This is a genomic window from Streptomyces sp. AP-93 (genome assembly GCF_022808175.1).
Lineage (GTDB): Bacteria > Actinomycetota > Actinomycetes > Streptomycetales > Streptomycetaceae > Streptomyces.
Genome location: NZ_JALGBX010000013.1, coordinates 220,106 through 239,066, shown reverse-complemented (window position 1 = coordinate 239,066; position 18,961 = coordinate 220,106). Strand labels below are relative to the sequence as shown.

The 18,961-nt window shown below is 71.2% G+C and carries 14 protein-coding genes and 1 pseudogene; 8 read left to right on the top strand and 7 right to left on the bottom strand.

Features of this window, described 5'->3' with window-relative positions:
- Positions 1 to 41: 41 nt before the first annotated feature.
- Complete coding sequence (locus tag MTF69_RS22720) at positions 42 to 1,085, bottom strand: ATP-binding cassette domain-containing protein (RefSeq protein ID WP_243337057.1); 1,044 nt, start codon at positions 1,083 to 1,085, stop codon at positions 42 to 44.
- A 5-nt stretch (positions 1,086 to 1,090) separates the two neighbouring features.
- The gene (locus MTF69_RS22715) at positions 1,091 to 1,291 is read right to left on the bottom strand and encodes a hypothetical protein (RefSeq protein ID WP_243337055.1); all 201 of its coding nucleotides are present in this window, start codon (positions 1,289 to 1,291) and stop codon (positions 1,091 to 1,093) included.
- An 845-nt stretch (positions 1,292 to 2,136) separates the two neighbouring features.
- Here MTF69_RS22715 and MTF69_RS22710 point away from each other — a divergent pair.
- Both MTF69_RS22710 and MTF69_RS22705 read left to right on the top strand, forming a co-directional pair.
- Positions 2,137 to 2,685: a YceI family protein gene (locus MTF69_RS22710; protein WP_243337053.1), complete on the top strand. Its 549-nt coding sequence runs from the start codon at positions 2,137 to 2,139 to the stop codon at positions 2,683 to 2,685.
- A gap of 181 nt (positions 2,686 to 2,866) precedes the next feature.
- On the top strand, positions 2,867 to 3,433 hold the full coding sequence (locus tag MTF69_RS22705) for a hypothetical protein (protein ID WP_243337051.1): 567 nt from the start codon (positions 2,867 to 2,869) through the stop codon (positions 3,431 to 3,433).
- A gap of 55 nt (positions 3,434 to 3,488) precedes the next feature.
- Here MTF69_RS22705 and MTF69_RS22700 read toward each other — a convergent pair whose 3' ends face one another.
- Complete coding sequence (locus MTF69_RS22700; protein WP_243337050.1) at positions 3,489 to 3,797, bottom strand: transposase family protein; 309 nt, start codon at positions 3,795 to 3,797, stop codon at positions 3,489 to 3,491.
- 53 nt (positions 3,798 to 3,850) lie between these two features.
- Positions 3,851 to 4,096 (bottom strand): DegT/DnrJ/EryC1/StrS family aminotransferase, encoded by a 246-nt coding sequence (locus MTF69_RS22695; protein ID WP_243337067.1) that lies wholly within the window; start codon positions 4,094 to 4,096, stop codon positions 3,851 to 3,853.
- 282 nt (positions 4,097 to 4,378) lie between these two features.
- Here MTF69_RS22695 and MTF69_RS22690 point away from each other — a divergent pair, with 282 nt between their 5' ends.
- From MTF69_RS22690 to MTF69_RS22670, 5 genes and pseudogenes are all read left to right on the top strand, one after another.
- The gene (locus MTF69_RS22690) at positions 4,379 to 5,656 is read left to right on the top strand and encodes an Nramp family divalent metal transporter (RefSeq protein WP_243337049.1); all 1,278 of its coding nucleotides are present in this window, start codon (positions 4,379 to 4,381) and stop codon (positions 5,654 to 5,656) included.
- Between the two features lie 1,229 nt (positions 5,657 to 6,885).
- Positions 6,886 to 7,179, top strand: a complete 294-nt coding sequence (locus MTF69_RS22685) for a hypothetical protein (RefSeq protein ID WP_243337048.1) — start codon at positions 6,886 to 6,888, stop codon at positions 7,177 to 7,179.
- A gap of 214 nt (positions 7,180 to 7,393) precedes the next feature.
- Positions 7,394 to 7,522, top strand: a complete 129-nt coding sequence (locus tag MTF69_RS43775) for a hypothetical protein (protein WP_374323562.1) — start codon at positions 7,394 to 7,396, stop codon at positions 7,520 to 7,522.
- Between the two features lie 156 nt (positions 7,523 to 7,678).
- A pseudogene (locus MTF69_RS22675) lies at positions 7,679 to 8,215 on the top strand (TniB family NTP-binding protein); the annotation flags it as partial.
- 1,481 nt (positions 8,216 to 9,696) lie between these two features.
- Positions 9,697 to 10,416: a class E sortase gene (locus MTF69_RS22670; protein ID WP_243337047.1), complete on the top strand. Its 720-nt coding sequence runs from the start codon at positions 9,697 to 9,699 to the stop codon at positions 10,414 to 10,416.
- Positions 10,417 to 10,667: 251 nt separating this feature from the next.
- Here the strand turns inward: MTF69_RS22670 and MTF69_RS22665 are convergent, their stop codons facing one another.
- Positions 10,668 to 11,240, bottom strand: coding sequence for a snapalysin family zinc-dependent metalloprotease (locus MTF69_RS22665; protein WP_243337046.1), 573 nt, complete (start codon positions 11,238 to 11,240; stop codon positions 10,668 to 10,670).
- 693 nt (positions 11,241 to 11,933) lie between these two features.
- Here MTF69_RS22665 and MTF69_RS22660 point away from each other — a divergent pair.
- On the top strand, positions 11,934 to 13,109 hold the full coding sequence (locus MTF69_RS22660) for a hypothetical protein (protein WP_243337045.1): 1,176 nt from the start codon (positions 11,934 to 11,936) through the stop codon (positions 13,107 to 13,109).
- Between the two features lie 288 nt (positions 13,110 to 13,397).
- On the opposite strand, the gene MTF69_RS22655 is transcribed toward MTF69_RS22660, so the two are convergent.
- On the bottom strand, positions 13,398 to 15,167 hold the full coding sequence (locus tag MTF69_RS22655; RefSeq protein WP_243337044.1) for a hypothetical protein: 1,770 nt from the start codon (positions 15,165 to 15,167) through the stop codon (positions 13,398 to 13,400).
- Positions 15,164 to 18,961, bottom strand: a complete 3,798-nt coding sequence (locus tag MTF69_RS22650; RefSeq protein WP_243337042.1) for a DUF5682 family protein — start codon at positions 18,959 to 18,961, stop codon at positions 15,164 to 15,166. Before MTF69_RS22650 ends, MTF69_RS22655 begins: the two co-directional genes overlap by 4 nt.

The window sequence follows — 18,961 nt, the reverse complement described above, 5'->3', positions numbered from 1 at the left end:
ACTTCTGCGTGACAACCGGGCCTTCACCCCCGCCCCACCGGTCACGCAAGCGGCTTGACTTCGTCATTGAGACTCCCCGCGTTCACCCGCCGGGATGCCACCGCACCGGCATCTGCATCTGCATCTGCATCGGCTTCGCCCCGGGGGCCGCCAGCCTCGGCGCGGTGTCCGGTCAGGACCATGAACACCTCGTCGAGGGACGAGCGCCGCAGGGTGAGCTCGCCGACCTCGATGCCGGCCTGGTCCAGTCGGCGGACGACACTCGGCATGAGCGCCGGGTCGTTGACGGGCGCGGTGATCCCGTCGCCCTCGATCTTGGTCTGCGGCCCCGCCACCTCGGTGATCAGCGCGTGAGCCACGCCAAGATCGGCCGGGCGGGTGGGGCGCAATTGCAGCACCTGTCCGCCCACCTGCGCCTTCAGCTCGTCGGGCGTGCCGTCCGCGATCACCGTGCCCTTGTCGACTACGACGACGTTGTCGGCGAGACGGTCTGCCTCATCGAGATATTGGGTGGTCAGCAGGGTGGTCATGCCCTCCGCGACGAGGACGCGCAGCATGTCCCACACCTCGCCGCGGCTGTGCGGATCGAGTCCCGTGGTCGGCTCGTCGAGGAAGAGGATCCGCGGCCGGCCGACCAGGCTCGCCGCGAGGTCGAGACGTCTGCGCATGCCTCCCGAGTACGCCTTGGCGGCGCGCCCCGCCGCGTCGGTCAGGTGGAAGCGATCGAGCAACTCGGCCGCCCGGGCGCGGGCGACCGCGCGTGGCATGTCCAGCAGCCGCCCGATCAGCAGCAGGTTCTCGGTCCCGGTCAGATTCTCGTCGACGGCGGCGTACTGACCCGTGAGGCCGATCAGGGAACGGACCCGCCCAGCCTCCCGTACGACGTCGTACCCGCCGACCTCCGCCCGCCCGCCGTCCGGGTGCAGGAGGGTGGCGAAGATGCGGACCGCCGTCGTCTTGCCCGCGCCGTTGGGACCCAGCAGCCCGCACACGGTCCCGGCGGGAACTTGGAGATCTACCCCGGCAAGCGCGCGTGTTTCCTTGAACCGCTTGGTCAGACCTTCTGCCTGGATCGCGTGCTTCATCAGATTCACCTCACCCTCCCACTGTGACCCACGCCACTGACAGTCCGCCTGCCGTGGGGCCGGTGCCGTGACCGGGGCTGGCGGATCAGCACGAAGGTGCCCGCCAGGACGTACCCGCCCACGGCGGCGCCGCCCCCGAGTACCTGCGCGAGGGTGCGGTCCTCCAGCTCCACACGGGACCAGCCGACGAACACGACCACGGACATCAGGAAGCTCCGGGGCAGAAAGGCGACCGCCCGCCGTGGGCCTTCTCCGCGGTCCCGGCCCTTCCGCCTCCAGGCGGTCGCGCTCGCCCTGGTCCATGGACGCGACCGTCTGGTCCGCGGTGGTCATCAAGTCCTCCCCAGGTCACAATGAATCCCCTCGGCGACGGCCAGCGGATCCGCGCCAACAACCCGGCAGGCCCCGACGGAGCCATCCGGCATGGTCGTCCGCGGAGCCGAAGCGCTTCTCGGGGCGGATCACCTCGACGTGTTCGTGTCGGTGCTCTGCCCGGCGGCGGACCGGGCGAACAGCGAGGTGGATGCGGACGGCAACGTCAGGGATCATCCCGTGGTGATCGAGCACTTCGGCTTCCTGCTCGACGAGGTCCGAGCCGAGGAGTTCGCCGCAGGGACCGGAGATCCGACGTCGTCGTCCGTGTGGAGGGTGAGTTCCTCACGGTGGCCCTGGAGCTCGGCGTCTGGCGGCCCAAAGCTGTCGGGCGCCCGAAGGTCTGCTGACCACGGCCGTGCGGGCCCCGGTTGCGCCTCAGGCCGAGGGCCCAGCACTTGGGCCGCCGACATTGAGGTGGCGCCTTGTCGGGTACGGAACGCTCCCACCTCGCCTCCCTCCTCCCCGCGGCGAGTTCGCAGGGTCAGCGACCATCTGGCTGGTGAAGGGTTGTGAGGCACGTACTCGGTCTGCGGCCTCCTACCGGACCTCGAGCAGTGTCCCAGCTTCGGCTGATCCCATGTCCCCTGCCACCACTTGAGCCGATCACCCTGTGGGACACGACCCGGATTTCCGCCCGACCGTGGCACGGCAGCGCACACCAACATGGGAGCACCCTTTGAACGTCTTGACCGCGGCCCCCGGGCTGACCCCTGGCCTGTGGAACGTCGACCCCACGCACAGCGAGGTCACCTTCGTCATCCGGCACCTGATGACCAAGGTGCGCGGCCACTTCACTGCCTTCAGCGGCGTACTGGACGTCGGCAGCGAGCTCGGCGACCTCAAAGTGAGCGCCGTAATGGAGGCGGCCTCCATCGCCACCCGCAACGACCACAGGGACGCCCACGTACGAGGTGCCGAATTCCTGGACACCGACAAGTACCCGGTACTGACCTTCGCCTCCACCACTGTCCGCGACGAAGACGGCGAGTACTTCCTCGACGGCGAGCTGACCATCAAGGACGTCAGCCGCACCGTCAGCCTCCACATCGAGTTCAACGGCGTAGGCGAGGACCCCCGGGGCGGCACCCGGGCCGGCTTCAGCGCGAAAGCCACGATCAACCGCACAGACTGGGGCCTGGAATTCAACATCCTCGTAGGCGGCGAGAAACTCCTCCTCTCCGACAAACTCGACCTCCTCCTCGAAATTCAGCTCGTCCGAGCCTGACCATCCATCCCGCACCCCTCGTGTGGATCCGGCACCCGCCGGATCCACACCGATCCCCCTATGCCGCAGCCCAGAAGGACGGTCCTGCCGCCGCCGAGCTGCTGCATCCGGGCGGCCGGGAGGGGCCAGGGGCAAGAGCCCACGAGGAGGCTGCGGCGGAGCGCGGCCGGGACCGCGGCCGGTGACGGTGCCGGTCGGCGGCTGCGGGTACGCCGGCGGACGGTGCGGTAGGAGTCGCGGCGAGGACGGCGGCCACCGCCTGGTCGGCGCCGACCCCCGCAGCGTGCGCATCGGTGAGGAGCCGGGTCACGTCCACGCCCTGATCGTGGAGGCGGTCCATGGCGGCGGCCATGTCGGGCCAGGCCGGGGAGTCGAGCATCGCGTCGCGGACCATACGAACGTGGTTTCCGTGATCGGTTATTGGTACTTCGGCCGCCTAGATTCCGACGGCAGCACCACCTGGGCAATGAGCAAGGAAGCAGAACTTGACACGTCTGTGCAAGTCACTGTCGTCCATGACGCTCAGGACAACCCGCTGAAGCTGTACATCGACGGCAGCTACGTCTCCGACATGGACGACTACTACGCCAGCGCGAATGACAGCACGACGTTCGCGGTCGGCAAGGGCCTCGCGAAGGGGGCGAACGGCGGCTTCGCCTGGGGCAACTATCTGCCCGAGAAGATCAACGACGTACGCCTGTGGTCCGGAGCCATGCACAACGCCACCCAGGCGCTGGACTTCACCTAACGAGCTCGTGCATGGTTGGCAGTGACGCGTCGAAAGGTGCCGGCCGGCCAGGTGGTCACTGTCGCTGACGGCCGCCGCGGGTGTCGGTCTGCTGGTGTGAGAGCAGGCTCGCGACGGCTTGGATCGTGTCGCTCAGGTGCTCGCGTCGGCCGTGGTGGCGGGCCAGGGCTCGCCAGTTCTTGAGGTGTGCGATGCCGTGCTCGACCCGGATCCTGCGTGAAGAGTGCGCCTTGCGCTGGCGCTCATAGATCTCCTCGTACCAGTCCGGCGGGTTCTTCTTGAACTTGCGGTGCGGTGGTGTCACCACGCGGCCGCCAGTCTGGGCGCCCAGGCCCTGATAGCCGGCGTCGGCGAGGATCTCCACGGCCACTGGGCTGCCAGTTAGGTGATTTCGCCAGTTTCCAGCGAAGGAAGACTCTAAAAATTCCGCCAACCCCGTCCATGATCAACGCGGCCCGGCGGGCCGGGTCCGATGTCGGCGGCGAGCAGGGCGGTGTGGAGGGCTGCGGTGCCGGAGGCGACGGACACGGCGTCGGGGACGCCGAGGAAGTCGGCGATCCGCAGACATGCACCGGGTAGCCGCCCTGGACTCCGACGGGCTCCTTCACGTCCTGGACCTTCACCGGTCTGGCAGACGACCCGGGCCAAGACCCTGAAGATCATGAATAGCGCCCAGAGCAACTCCGACGGCGCCGAGCCCGGCCGCGGGGTTGTCATGATTCACCCGCCATGGAGTAAGTGTCCGAGCAACGCATCAGGATCTGCGCGGTCATGTATCGCCGTCCGCTCCGTGTCGCAGCAGTACCGCCAGCCAACTGGGCGCCACAGCGGCGAGCCCGTTCCGATCGTGCGGAGCCCTCTGCGTAGAGGGCCCTCTTGCGCGACCGCCACCAAACCGTTCTTGTGACTCCCGTCACTCACGGGGCGAACGGGAAGGCGGCCACAATGGCAGACACCACCCAGGCCAACACCATGGGGAGCGAGAACCACACTCCACGCAAAGCGAGTTGGCGATCCATCGGCCCCGGAATCGTAGTAGCGGCGACCGGTGTCGGGGCCGGCGACCTCGTTGCCACGCTCATCGCGGGCAGCAAGTTCGGCTACACCCTGCTGTGGGCCGCGGTCGTCGGTTGCCTTGTCAAAATCTCGCTCGCCGAGGCGGCCGGCCGCTGGCATCTCGCCACCGGGCGCACCCTCTTCGACGGCTGGCGCAGCCTCGGCTCGTGGACCACCGTCTATTTCGCGGGGTACGTCGTCGTCTGGGGCTTCGTCTACGGGGCCGCCGCGATGTCCTCCAGCGCGCTCCCGCTGGCCGCGCTCTTCCCGGACACCATGGACCTGAAACTCTGGGCCGTGCTGTGTGGTCTGGCCGGGCTGGTCTTCGTCTGGTTCAACCAGTACGCCGTCTTCGAAAAGGTCATGACGGTCCTCGTCGGCGTAATGTTCCTGATCACCGTCTATCTCGCGATCCGCGTCACACCCCGCCTCGACGCCGCCTTCGCCGGCCTGGTCCCCGTCCTGCCGGACGGTTCGCTGGTCTACACGCTCGGCCTGATCGGCGGTGTGGGCGGCACGATCACGCTCGCCGCGTACGGCTACTGGGTCAACGCGAAGGGCTGGACGAACACGAGTTGGATCAAGGTGATGCGGCTCGACAACCGCGTCGCCTACCTCACTACCGGCGTCTTCGTCGTGGCCATGCTCATCGTCGGGGCCGAACTGCTGCACTCGTCCGGCGTGGCGCTGGCGAAAGGAGACAAAGGCCTGCTCGACCTGAGCGCCGTCCTGGAGGAACACTACGGACAGGCGACCGCCAAGCTGTTCCTGGTCGGGTTCTTCGCAACATCCTTCACCTCGCTGATCGGCGTATGGCACGGAGTGAGTCTGATGTTCACCGACTTCGCCACGAAGTTCCGGCCGTCCCTCGCCCGGACCGGTACGAGCCCGGCGAAGTCCCTGCCCTTCCGGGCCTATCTGCTCTGGCTCACCTTCCCGCCCATCAGCCTGCTCTTCCTGGACCAGCCCTTCGGGCTCATCATCGTGTACGGAGTGATCGGCGCGCTCTTCATGCCCTTCCTGGCCCTGACGCTGCTGTGGCTCCTCAACTCCTCACGCACACCGTCCCACTGGCGCAACGGCCTCCTAAGCAACGCAATGCTGGGGGCCGCCGCCCTGTTGTTCGTGGTGCTGTGCGTCCAGCAACTGTGGGAGCTGCTCCGGTAACCGGCCCCCATTCCCCGAGGGGGCCGATGACCCGGCAGCGACACGAGCACACGGAGGAGATCGACGCCTCCTGGTGCCCGGTGTGGCCCGCTGCTTCCACTTCCTCCGGCTGCGCCCGGATGGCGGCGAAGCTGCCGAGCACGGGCGGACGAGGTCGTACGCCAGGCGAGGACCTTGGCCGGTGGGCCCCGCCTCCGTCCGGCACGGGTAAAACCAACTCACCGCGGTGCAACAGTGGATGTGCGAACAGGTCCTCGACAGCGAGCCCGCCGACATGCCACCGCGACGCCCCACAAGGCTTATCTCGCCTGGAACCAGTGCGGGGCGGAGGGTGCTGCGGTGCCCTGTACATGACGGTCACGCGCGACGGGGATCAGGCTGTCTGGGCGGGCTGGCGCGACGCATCCACCCAGCACGTCGCCCTGCCGGAGCTTCGGCGCCGCGCTTTCCCCACCCGCGGCCGCACCCCCTCCACCCAGCCAGCCACCTCTGCCTCGTCGCGCTCGATGGCACGACGGGACGGAACCTGATGACTCCAGCGTCCATCTCTGGTCCGGCGAGCCATGCACGATCGGTCCCTTGCCCAGCTCTTCCTCAAGCACGACGAACAGTGCGTCGCTCCAATTGGGCTTGGCGCCGGGCCGCGGGACCGAACCCCGATCAGGCCGGCCGCCTTCCAGGCCTGCCACCACCACTGGAGCGACCGGACGCTGACCCGTACCTCCTTCGCGATGTCCGTACTGGCCCGCCCGGCAGCGAACATCACCGCTGCCTCCATCCGGATCCGCCCGTGGAAGGCCCGCCTCTCCGCGGTCAAACCCTGCGGATACCTCATGCACCCGGCATACCGCGACGATCACCGATCGTCAGCCCCTACGACAACACAGCTTCAATGTCAGCAGAAGGAACGGACGGCTCCCCAGGCGGGTGTTCGTGAACTGAGCGCCGCGGGGTGGCCGATGCGGACCTCCCCACACCCGGCTACCTCTACAGATGTAGAGTACAGCTCAGCCACACCCTCTACATATGTAGAGGATGATCCGAACCATCCTCCAGGAGGCATCATGAGCGCGACCGCCCCCTCAGTCCTCAGACAAAAGCCCGAGCCGCTGCGACCCTTCAAGGTGGGGACCGCAGGCTTCTTGCTCCTGGGTACGGGACACCTAGCCCTTGCCGCTGCCGCAGCTTGGGCCAATCCGACCCCGCAGCAAGAAGCCTCGTCGGCAGCCATGCGGGCAGCGAGAATGACGCTGCTGGGTCTGGAACGCACCACCCTCGAAGTCGTCCATGGCATGAGTTCCGTCATGGCCCTGTTCGTCATGTCCTGCGCACTCCTCGCCCTGTTCGCCGCCCACCACTCCCCGGCCTTGATCGAACGGCGCACCGCCTTCGGATGGACACTCCTCGCCACTTCACTCGCCGGCCTGGCGATATCCACACTCTTCCTGCCCCCGCCACCGATCATCATCCTCACCGTCACCAGCTGCGCCTTCGCCCTGTCCCTGCGCCGGGCAGCGCCCTGAGGCCTGTAAGAGGTCCTAACAGAAGCTGTTGATCATGTGACTTTCGGTTCGGATGGTCGTTGGTCTGGCCGTGGGGAAACGTCAGTCGCGGCCGTGAATCGAGTCGGATGAACTGTGGTCGCTCATCGAACCGTTGCCGCCTGAGCCGGCGACCGTCCGCGAGCCCGCCCCAGGCGGCGAGTCGAACACCGAACAACTCCTTCCGACTTCCTGCGTGCCCGTACGGACCGCCCAGTCCGTGCACGCGGCGGCCGGGGTGCCGGCGGACACGACCGGCCGGGACACGGCGGAGAAGGTGCCGGGTCGCAAGCGCGGACTCGCGGTGGACGGGCTGGACTGGTGATCTCGGTGGTGGTGCCGGCGGCCTCCGCGCACGAGAACGCCGCGGGCATCGCCCTGCTGGACAAGGTGACCGCAGACACCGACACGATCACCAAGCGCTGGTCGACCAGGGCCATCAAGAACGCGGTCGTCGGCCACGGCGCCACCACGCAAGCCGGGGGACGTCCGGATGCCCGTCGCGTACGTCCTGGTCCCGCCCAGAGCGACCGCCAAGATGCTCGCCACGGAGTTCGCCCGCTACCTCGGCATCCCGACCACGGCCCGAATCCAGACCCAGAGCACCGAGAGCGTCTGCCAGACCTACAACCAGATCGGAGTCCGCCTTGTCCTCAGCGACGAAATCCACCGCGTCAACCCCCGCACCACCACCGGCGCCGAGACCGCCGACCTGATCAAGGACCTCACCGAACGCATACAAGCGACATTCGTCCACGCCGGCATCGACGTCACGAACACTCCACTCTTCAACGGCGTCCGCGGCGCACAACTCGCAGACAGGGCCTCACTCATCGAGTGCGGGCCTCTCCCCGCCCGCCTCGGCAACAAACACCCCTTCACCGACGTCATCACCGACCTCGAAAACGCCCTCGACCTCCACCACCACCGGCCCGGAACCCTCCCCCGCCACGCGACCTACCTCCACCAACGCACCGCCGGCCGCATCGGCAGCCTCACCAGACTCATCCGACAAGCCGAGGGTGGGCGCCCAGGTCACCACCAGTCGCTGATGCCGTCCTCCAGGTCAGCCACCTTGGCAGGCTCCCGGTCGTAGCCGTCCGGGCTGTGGCACGTCCAGATGCCGCCCTCGTAGGTGAGGCGCTCGCGGTGGTCGGCGTGATGGAGGGAGCGGGCCGGCTCCGGCGTGCCGGGGGCCGGCCGTGGGACGGGAACGGCCGCGGGTTTCCGCGAGCTCGGCTCGGATGTCCCTGAAACGGCGGCCCTCCCAGCCCTTGCACTCCTCGCAGCCGCGTCCGCCGCGGAGGGTTCCCGGGCAGTCGTACATGTGCATCTCGGGGTCGGTGTCCATCTCAGCACTCCAGGTAGGTCAAGCGGGGCTGTACGTGCGGAAGGTGGCGCGGAGGCCGGGGAAGGTGTGGCGGGGTTACTGCGGGACCCGCATTCGATCACCGAGCCCGGACGCGGACGCGGTGGCTGGCTTCGTAGGTGAGACTCGTGAACAAGGCCACCCCGCCCGGCGCGACACAGTCCGACAGGAGGGCCGCCACGTCATCCATCCGAGGGGCGCAGAGGGCCGCCTCGGCCGGTCTGCGGCCCATGTACGGCACGGTGGCGGCATGCGCCGCTGCCCCTTCCTCTGCTCCTCGCCGCTCTCCTCGCTGCCTCAGGGTGCGTCACCATCCACCCCCGCCCCCGCCCCGGCCGCGAAGGCCTCCCCGGCCACCTCGGCGGCCGACCACAAACACCCGAGCCCCGCCCGGCCGGGACAGCGCGCCGCCGAGCCGGCGGCACTGCCCCTTTCCCCCTGCCCGGGACCCGCCCCGCCCCCGAGCCCCGCACCGACGCCGCCCGCCACACGTCCGGACCCTCCACCCTGCCGCCGACAACCCGCGCTCACCCGGCTACGGACACACCAACCTCCCGCAATTGCCGATCCCACAGCAGAACACCGAAAGACCCGCGCAGGGGAAGCGCACTGCCACGCCCACGCCCGAGTGGCTTCCAGCACGAATCCCGTTCACGACCCCAAGACCCCTGGGACCGTGGACGCATGAACACAACCACCAGTCGCTGGACACCGCATCGTGGCGGGCGGGCCACTGTGGGCACTGCCCTCACTGGCCGACGGGGGCATCCGTTGTCGCGACCTCCGGCGATGTGACGTACAAGTACACGACCACCGACCCGGACGGCCTCCTTCCGCTCCCAGTCCTCCATGGCCGCGCAGCGCGCCGCTGTGTCCGGCTCCCCCAGCGCCGCGGGCCGCACAGATCAACCCCGAACACCGCATCGACAAGATCGGCGTCCTCACAGTCACCGCGTCTTGACCGTCACCACGTCCTGCCCCGTCACCACCGCACCCGTCCCGCCCCGTCGCCGGGAGGGCGAAGGTCACAGGCCCGGCCCTTATGAACCTCTTGCTCCGTATGTCACTCTGGCGGGCAAACCGGCTCGCGCCCCGCCCCGACGACCCCGCCGACCAGTACGGAAACGCCCATGTCCCTGCATTTCCCGTCCCGAGCCGCATCCGCCGCGGCGGCCGGCGCCATGGTCGTCCTGATGGCGGCTTGCGGCACCAATCAGGCCGCCGCCGGCGCGGCGGCTCCCGCACAGCCAATGACGGCAGCGGCACCCGCTTCGGCCCCGGCCGCCACCGCCGCGCGGCCGTCCGAGCCACCGGTTACCGCCGTGCAGGCCGAGACCTCCGTCCTGTCCATACCCTCGGTGGGCATAACCGGGCTGCGCGTGAAGCCGTACGAGGGCACCACCGACGATGCGCCCGGCACCCGTATCCAGGACACGGGTGTGGCGGCCAGCCCGTACGGGAAGCGTGGCGGAGTCGGGCCCGGCCAGGTGGGCAATTTCCTGGTCACCGCGCACCGCCTGTCGGCGGGCGGCCCGCTGCGCGACCTGCCCGCCGTGGCGAAGGGCGACTCGGTGCTCGTGACCGTGGGCGATGTGGTGTACACGTACGAGATCACCGCGAGCCGCAAGACGTCCTTCCGGTCGGAACGCTCGCTGAGCGAGCAGCGCGCCGCGGTCCCCGGAAAGCCGGGTGTGGCCCCGACCCAGGCCATGATCACGATCTCGACCTGCGCCACCCCGGAAGACCATGCCGAAGGCAACTTCTGGAGCGATGCCCAGGGCAATCCCGAGCACCGCATCGACAAGATAGGCGTTCTCCGCAAAACGACCGCAGCGCCGACTGTCGGATAGCGCCGCCCAGCACTCGCAGTGGCGGGCGTCGCTTTACGGAGGCCAGCTTGGGACGCGGGCTCTTCGCCTCCATAGATCCAGCACCACGCAGGGCTTGCTGATGACTACCCCCACGCACACAACACCGTCTCCGCTACGGAGTCAGTACGTGCGAAGTCGTGCATGCCCGACGACACCAGCGACGGTCCCCGTTCCCGGGGGAATCCCCTCCCGGCCAGACTTCCGCACCGGCCCAGTCGCCGATCCGCCGGTCAGGGGGCGTCGATGAGTACCCGGCCGTCGGTCGGCACGGTTGCCGCGAGCCCGTTCGCGTACGCGTTCTGCACGCGGGACCGCTCCGTCGTGTTGGGCACGGCGTTGGTGCAGGCCGTCCCGGCGCTGGACCCGGACATCAGCTGCGAGCACGGCCCCGGCTTGGTGTCCGGGAGGCCCAGGCTGTGGCCCAGCTCGTGCGCAGCGATGCGCGTCTTGTCGTACCCCTGGCTCACGGCCTGCGCGCCGAGTTCGACTCGCGCCTGGCGACCAGGACGGACCGGACCGAGGGTGGCCTGCGGCCAGCCGGTGGTGGCCACGATGACGATCTCGGCCCGGACCCCGGGCGCGGCCTCCACCAGGCGAACGTTACTGACGTTCGCGTTCCAGGAAGCGACCCCGGCCGTGATGGCCGCTTCCCAGCCGCCGGCCCGGCTGTCGTCATAACGGAGCGTCACTACCGCTGCGGAGGCGTCCGGTATGGGCGCGGGTGCCGCGGTTGCGGCGGTTGCCGCCGCGAGAACCATTGCGGCGGCGGATGTGCCGACTTTCAGCCAGGTGCCCAGAGACATGGTCGTCTTCCTTCATGCGTGGGGGGGGTGGGGGGACCCGGCCCCTCTGTGGAGCCGGGGCACTGGAGACGCCGCCACCGCCCGCCTGTGGCCGCGCGTTCGGACAGCCGCCCCTCCGGAGCCCTAAGAAAGTAGCCCCGTACCCCACCAACTCGTCATGCACCTGCCAGCCAATTCCGGCAGGCACTCCAGCCGATGCCCGGTCAGCGGGCGCCACCATCCAGGCGGCTCGTGCGGCCGCGCTCGGCGAGCGGGCTGCGGGCAGGACGCCTCAGCGCAGCCGTACGGCTTACGAACGGCCAGGCCGCAAGTACAAGGTGTAAGCAGGCGCGCCCATGACAGCCAGCCACCTTCGCGATTGACACCTGCCGGCGCAGCAGCCCGGTCGACCCGTGACAGTCGTGATCAACAGCGCTGCGCAGCAGGAACAGGGACAGCCATCCCGTCCTGACCGACGCCCAGCTGATGCCACCGCCGCACCCGTTCACGCAGGGTTCCACCGTGGCGATCAGCGGGCGGATCAGTTACTCGCGCACCTCTGGCGGCAGCAGGTCCGAGCAGGGTTGAGGGTGGAGGGCAGGTCGAAGCAACCCACAACACACGCCCGGTGTGTCCCGAAAAAGATAGATGTTGAGCTGATGTAAACAGTGATCGGATCGCCCCCCGGCGCCTCCCCCAAGAAGGAGTCAGACAATGAGGCCACTGCGCCGCCCCCGCCAGGCCGCCACCCTGCTCGCCGCGCCCGCGTTCGCACTCACTTTCGGCGGCCTGGTCGCCACCCCCGCACACGCCGCCACCATCAACGTCGCCTGCTCCCCCGCTGCCCTCATCCAGGCCGTCACCACCGCCAACAGCACCCCCACCACCTCCGACACCCTCAGCCTCGCCCGCGACTGCACCTACACCTACACCGAGCAGTTCGCCGGCCCCGGCCGGGCTGCGCTCCCCCAGATCACCAGCCCCATCACCATCAACGGACGCAACGCCACCATCACCCGAGACGCCAACACCGACAACGAATTCCGCTTCTTCAGCCTCCCCCCTGCCACCGGCGCGAACCTGACGCTCCGAGACGTTGCCCTCACCAACGCCAAAGTCGGAGCAGGCGCCCAGGGCGGGGCCATCCAGCTGGGATTCGGCACCGTTGCTTCCCTTACCAACACCCGTCTCACCCGCAACGCCTCCAGCAACGGAGGCGGCGCCATCAACAACAGCAATGGAACCCTCCGCGTCGTAGGTTCCTACTTCAAGAGCAACAACACCGAAGCCGGCCACGGCGGTGCCATCCTGAGCAGCGGTACCACACGCGTGGACCTCAGTGTGTTCACCTTCAACTCCACCGGACCCGTCAGCGGTGGTAACGGCGGAGCCATCGCGCACAGCAGCATCTCTGCACCCTTCGCCCTGACCGCGAGCATCCTCACCGGCAACGAAACAAAAGGCCTGGGCGGCGCCATCCACAACAACAGTTCCTCCGCGACCATCGCCGACAGCCAGATCCGCAGCAACGACGCCAGGACCGGCGGGGGCATCGCCAACTTCGGCACGCTCACCATCAACACCCTCACCACCATCCGTGGCAACACCGCAAGCTTCTCCGGTGGCGGCATCTACAACTTTGGAACGCTCAATACCCGCAACACCGTCATCGACAGGAACGCAGTCACGCTAGGAACCGGCGCCGGCATTCACAACCTGGGCGACGCAACGCTCAACGACTCCCGTGTCACAAGCAATACCGCGGCCCACGCCCCCGCCGGCCTCCACAACGAAGGCGGAAACGTCACCCTCAACCACACCACCATCGCAAAGAACAACCCCGGCAACTGCGCTCCCTCAAACCCCGCTGCCACCGGCTGCACTCGGTAGGCCCACCCAAGGCCGGTACACCGAGCCGGAAGAAGATCCGATTCTTCGGCGGAGCCGGGATCCGCGCAAGATCCCCGGACCGCCGCCAGGACCTGCACACACGCCGAAGGTCTCACATGCCGCCTCCCCACCAGCTGAAGCGAGCTCCCTGAAGGCCGCGCAGCACGAGGCTGCCTCAAGAAGGGATCGGCTCCACCCGCCCAGCCACCGCGTCCAGCCCTGCCGATGGGTCGTCGAGCGGACGCCGGCCTGGATCATGCACGCCCGCCACCGCCGCCGTCCCGGCCCTCACCGGTCCGGCTGCCACGCCGCCGCACACAGTGAGGTCTCGGCCGCCTCGGCGTACAGGGCCGCACCCAGCCAGGCGCGGGCGAAGTCGGTCGGGTCGGCGGGGAGCAGGCGGCCGAAGGGGTCGCGGCCGCGCCGGGTTGCGGTGCGTTGCAGTTCGGCCAGAAGCTCGGCGGCGGTGGAGAGGGCCGAGCGGCGCAGGTGCCCGGCGTCGGCCGACAGCGATCCGGGGACGGCCAGGAAGGGGCGTCCGGCGGCGACGGCCTGTTCGAGGCGGCGACGCAGGAGGTGGAGCGGGGCCGGGTCCGCCCCCCGGCCGGTGGGGACCTGTGCGACGGAGGGCGGCGGGGCGGAGGGGAGGTCGGCGCGTTGCAGCCGGTCCAGGCCCAGGTCGACCCGCCGGGCGGGATCCGCCGGATGAGCGGCCGCCAGGAGCTGGAGGGTGGGCCGGGAGTCCGGGACGAGGCGACCGACGACGCGCAGGCGCGTGCCGGGCAGGGTTGCCAGCATCCGGAGGTTGTCGCGGTACGCCAGCGCGGGATGGTCGTGGGCCGCGGTGAGGCGGAGCGTCAGGTCGTCGCACGTGGCGAGGAGGCAGTCGCCGCCGGTCTCGCGGGCGGGGCCCAGGATCGTCACGTCGAGGAAGAGCAGGTCGCCGCCGGGAGCCTCGGAGTGCAGGGCGCGCGCGGCCTGTCCGGCGGCCGGCGGGGCCCACAGGACGGCAATGGGTTCGTCCGTCCAGGCCGCGCCCGCCGCCTGGACCGCCTTGACCCCGGCGTCCGCGCCGAGGCGGCCGGTGGGCGAGACGGTGGCCCCCGACAGGGCGAGCCCGGCGTGGGACAACTGGCGGTGGGTGAGCGCGGTATCGCCCAGGCGTACGGTGCGCCCGGCTGCCGCCGTGGCACGGCCGGGGCCGCCCGGGGCGATGTCCGAGACGGTGTAGAGGCGGCCGTCGGCGGCGGCGGTCCAGGTGGTGGCGCCCGCGTAGCCGCCGGCGGTGATCAGGGGTTCGGTGAACAGGCCGTACAGGCGCAGGGATCCGTCCGGTACGTAGGTCTGTCGGGCGGTGCCGCGCAGGGCGGCCAGTTCGGGGCCGGTGGCGTCGGGCAGCCGGTGGGCGGTGCCGAGCAGTTCGCGGACGGCTGCCGTGAGGTCGGCGAGGCGGTGGGCGGGGTCGGCGGAGCGGGCGGAGCGCAGCGCGGTGACGACGGAGACGGCGGCCGCGGCCGGGCGGGGCATGCCGCCCAGCTTGGCGGTGTGGGCCGCCCGCAGCAGTTCGGACTGCAGGACGGCTCCGGCGCCTGCGATGCCCGTGTCGAGCACGGCGGCGCCCGCGGCCCACAGGTGGCCGGCCGCGGCACGCTGCTCCGGGGTGGCCGCGCTCTCCTCGGCCTCCGGCGGCTCCGGGGATCCGGCGTCCTCGCCGGAGGACAATTGCCCGGCGTCCGCGTCGGAGGACGGCTCGGCCACGGGGTCGGCCACCGGCGCGGCGGACGCGATTGCCGCCCGGTGGAGGCAGCCCGGGGCGAGCAGGCAGCCGCAGCGGATCGCGTCCGCCGTGGCCACCAACCCGGCGGGGGCGTGGAGTTCCAGGCCGGTCTCGTCGTCGACCACGATCCGTACGGTGTCGCCGTCGCGGGTGACGGGCCGGTCGGCGATCTTGGTGATGGCGGCGTCGAGCCGCTTGCGCAGCCTGGGCGAGAGCGCGCCGACGATCTCGGCGGTCACGGCGGGCGCGACGGCGGGCAGGTGTCGGCTGTGCTGGCTCATGCGATCTTCTCCCCTACCCAGCGGGCGAGTTCGAGCGGGCTGAGGGCTGCTACCGGCATCCCTGCGGCGACGAGCTGCCCGGCGACGCCAGTCGAGTACCGGGGGCGGCCGGCGTCGTCCAGGCTCGCGCAGCCGAGTACATGGCACCCGGCTCCGGCGAGGGTGCGCACCTCGGAGAGGAGCCCACCGACCGGATAGCCCTCCTCGAAGTCGCTGATCACGACGACCAGGGTGCGGGACGGCACGGTCACCAGAGTCCGGGCGTGGCGCAGCCCGGCGGCGATGTGGGTGCCGCCGCCGACCCGTACCTCCAGCAGCAGGGACAGCGGGTCGTGCACGTGGTCGGTGAGGTCGATGACCTCGGTGGAGAAGGCGAGGAAGTGGGTGGAGACGGTGGGCACCCCGGCCAGGACGGCGGCGGTGAGGGCCGACCAGATGGTGGAGGCCTCCATGGAGCCGGAGACGTCGGTGACCAGGATCAGCCGCCAGTCGGCGGCGCGCCGGGCTCGAGAGCGGAACACCGGGTGCTCGGGGATGACCTGGACGCTGCCGTCGGGGGTCCGGCGCGCGGTGGCGAGGTTGGCCCGCAAGGTGCGGGCCAGGTCGAGCTGTCCGCCGGGGCGTCGGCTCGGGCGGGGCAGCGTCATGCCGGTCAGGGCGGGGCGCAGCCGGGTGGCCAGCTGCCGGGTGAGCTCGTCGACGAGCCGGCGGACCAGGGGGCGGAGTGCGCCGAGCCGGGCCTCGGGGAGGCCGCCCGCGTGCTGGAGGACCGTGCGCAGGAGGTCGACGGAGGGGCGGACGCCGGCGGGGTCGAGTTCGCCCAGGACGTCGCGGCGGCCGGCCGCGGCGGCCGCGGCGAGGACCTCCTCTCGGATGCCGGGCCCGAAGAGGGCGGACAGTTCCTCGGACCATTCGCGGACGCCGGGGTAGGACGCCTGGCGGCCGCCGCGGTTGCCCGAGCCGAGATCGCCGCGGGAGCCCTCGCCGCAGCCGTTGCCGTACAGCTCGTCCAGCGCGGTGGCCAACGGTGCTGCCGATGCGGGCAGTTGGTCGGTGCGACGGCCGAGCACCAGCCGCCAGCGGTCGGCGGGGGCCAGGACGCGGTCCCGCACGGGTACGGCTTCCCCGGCCGCTCCCCCGGATGCGGCGCGCGCCGCCGGGAACGCCGCCGGCGGCAGGCCGGCCCGCTGCGCGGCCTCGCCGTCGGCGATGCCGCCGGGCGCAGCGACGTCCGGGACCGGGGGCCGGCCGGGGGCGTGCGGTGGCGTACCGGCCGGATCCGGGGGCGTGGGCTCCGCCAGGGAGGCTGGTGTCGGTTCGCCGGGGCGGTGATCGCCGTCTTGAGGCGGCGTCGCGGACGGTCCGCAGACGTCGGGACCCGCCGGGAGGGCGGGGGGCAGGAGGCCCAGCCCGGCCAGGGTCTCGCGGGCGGCGAGGTCGGCGCGGGTCCACAGCGCCAGCGCGGCCGGGTCGACGCCGTCCGTGTCGGTGACCAGGCCGGCCGCGTCGCCGAGCCGGTCCTCCACCGCTGTGAGCAGCCGGTCGCGGGAGGCGGGGCTGAGGGTGTCGAAGCCGCCGCGCAGCGCGGGCAGGCGGTCCAGGAAGGCGGTGTCGCCGAGGTCGGTGACCCGGTCCAGCACCGGGTCGAGGACGGGGGCCATGGTCTCCAGGAGCGGGGCGGCCGCGGTGAGCAGGCCGGTGAGGCGGGCGGTCAGCGCGGTCCGGGTGGCGGCGTCGGTGGCCGCGTCCACCCAGGATGCGGTACGGGTGCCGAAGGCGTGGGCGTCCTCGTGGCCGAGCAGGACGCGGACGGCTCCGGCCGCGGCGGACATCAGCGGCGAGCCATCGGCGGCCAGCCGGGTGAGGGCGTCGGTGAGCCGGATCCCGCCGAAGACGTCCGCGCGGTGGGCGAGTTCGAGCAGTGCCCGGGCGTCGTCGGGGTCGTCGGAGCCGGTGAGGCCGTCGACCTGGCGGACGGCGGCCGAGGTGAGCAGTTCGCCTGCCGCCGCCGACCGCGCGGCGCGGGCCGGGTCCGAACCCAGTCCGGCGATGTGGCCGGCCCGGATGCGGTCCAGCAGGCCGAGGGCGGACAGCAGTTGGGGCAGCGTGCCGGTGGCCGGGACGGCCTCGCCCAGTTCCGTGAGCCGTTCGTCGGCCAGCGCGGGCAGTCCGCAGGAGGCGGCCTCCGCGAGGCCGTCGATGCTCTGGGCGGCGGTAGGACCTCCGTCGTCCTGTTCGGCGCGGCGCCGTTCGCGCAGCAGGCCTTCGGCGGCCTGGGCCGGGGTGACGCCGCGGATTCCGGCGGCGGTGAGCATGGCGGCGGTGGCCGGGGTCCAGCGCACCTGCCACCGGGTGGTCACGGCCTCGCCGGCGCCGGTGCCCGTGACGGGCGTCGACGTGGCGTAGGGGATGCCGCAGACCGTCAGCCGGCGCAGCAGGAGTTCGCGGCGGCGGTCGAGGTCCGAGCGCAAGGGATCGAGCCGCAGATCGCGGGCGGCGGGCCCGGTGTCGCCGGGGCCGGGCAGGCCCAGCGCCGCGACCTCGTCCTCCACGGCCGGTGCCAGACCGCTGCGCGGGGCGGCGGGCGCGGGTCGGCCGGAGCGGGTGCCGACCAGGACTCGTTCCAGCGCTCGGGCGACTGCGCGCCCGCGGCCGAGCGGTTCGCCCTGGGTCAGTACGGTCTGCACTGCCTCGATGAGTTCGCCGCGGCCGGGCGCGGGCAGGCCGCGCAGCCGGGCGAGGTCGCCCGCCAGCCGGACGATCTCGCGGGCATCGGCGGGCCCCGAGGGGTGGTCCTGCGCGCGCAGTTCGCCGCAGATCCGTACGGCCGTGGTGAGCAGTGCCTCGTCGATGGCGGCCGGACGGCCCGCCGCCTCCAGGACGAGGTGCTGCCATTCGGGGTCGCGGATGCCGGCCGGGTAGCCGGACCGCTCGTCCAGCAGCGGATAGGTGTACGGGATGAGGGAAACAGTCCAGGCCGGACCGCTGGGGAGCGCGTCCCCGGGCGGCACCGGGCCGGGCCCGGGGCACAGCAGCGCCGGGGTGTGGAAGGCGCCCACGACCACGGCGGCCCGGCGCCCGGCGGCCGTGGCCTCGTCGATCCGGGCGCGCATCCAGCGCTCGCGGGCCAGGTCCGACTCGGCCACCGCCCCGGCCCGTTCGGCGTCGTGTCGCAGTGCCCAGCCCGTGAGCAGCGCGGCACGGCGCAGCGCTTCGGGCGGGGAGCCGGGGGCGGCGGTTTCCACCAGGCGGTCCCACAGGTCCTCGCCGGGACGGCCGGTGAGGCGGGCGGTGAGCGCCTCGCGCAGCCCGGGTTCTTCGTGGCCCGCCCCGGCCGGGCGCCGGGGCTCGTGCCGGGCCGGGTCGGACAGCGGAAGGTCGCAGGCGATCACGGGGATGCTGTGGAGGGCGGCCCAGCGCAGGGCCACGAGTTCGGGAGAGAAATCGGCGAACGGGTAGAAGGCGGGCCCGCGCCCGGCGCCGCCCCCACCGGAGGTGGCGGGGACGGCGGCCAGGGCGACGGGGGCCCGGGTGTCGGCGTGGGCGAGCCAGGGCAGCCACTCCTGCAGATCCGCGGGGAGCTCGACGAGCAGCACCTCGGGCTTCGCCGCGTCCAGTAGTTCCGGCATGACGGCGGCGAGCGACGGCGCGTGGTGGCGCACGCCGATGAGGTACGGGGCGGTGGGGTCGGTCAGGGCCTCCACCGCCTCGTCCGGAGTCAGGGCCGGGGCGGTGGAGTCGGACGGGGCGGTGGAGGCTTCCGCAGTGGTGGCGGCCGGGGACGGAACGGTCAT